The 246-nt window shown below is 62.6% G+C and carries 1 protein-coding gene; it reads right to left on the bottom strand.

Annotation, left to right across the window (positions count from 1 at the left end):
• Positions 1 to 246: hypothetical protein (locus tag QP381_RS09335; protein WP_285068759.1), on the bottom strand; the 246-nt coding region annotated here is incomplete at both ends.

The following is a 246-nucleotide window of genomic DNA, read 5'->3' as shown; positions in this document are numbered from 1 at the left end:
CACCCGTGGGCGTACAGGTGTGCTTGCGTCTGGTACACGGCGGGTGGCCCGTCGTGCCGGTACTTGCGCAGGGAGGTGGTGGATACGTTTTTCCAGTCGATGACCATGCCCGCCTCAAGGTCGACGAGGTCGGTGCTGCCGGTGATGGGCGTGCCCGCGATGGTGCCGACCGTGATTTTCTGCTCGGTTAGATACCGCTGCAATGCGTCTTCGTGCTCGTATTCTTTGCGGTTCCATTCGGCGCGG

The organism is Pauljensenia sp. UMB6358 (genome assembly GCF_030216865.1).
Lineage (GTDB): Bacteria > Actinomycetota > Actinomycetes > Actinomycetales > Actinomycetaceae > Pauljensenia > Pauljensenia turicensis_A.
The sequence above is the reverse complement of the archived record's forward strand: the minus strand, read 5'-3'. Positions and strand labels throughout refer to the sequence as shown.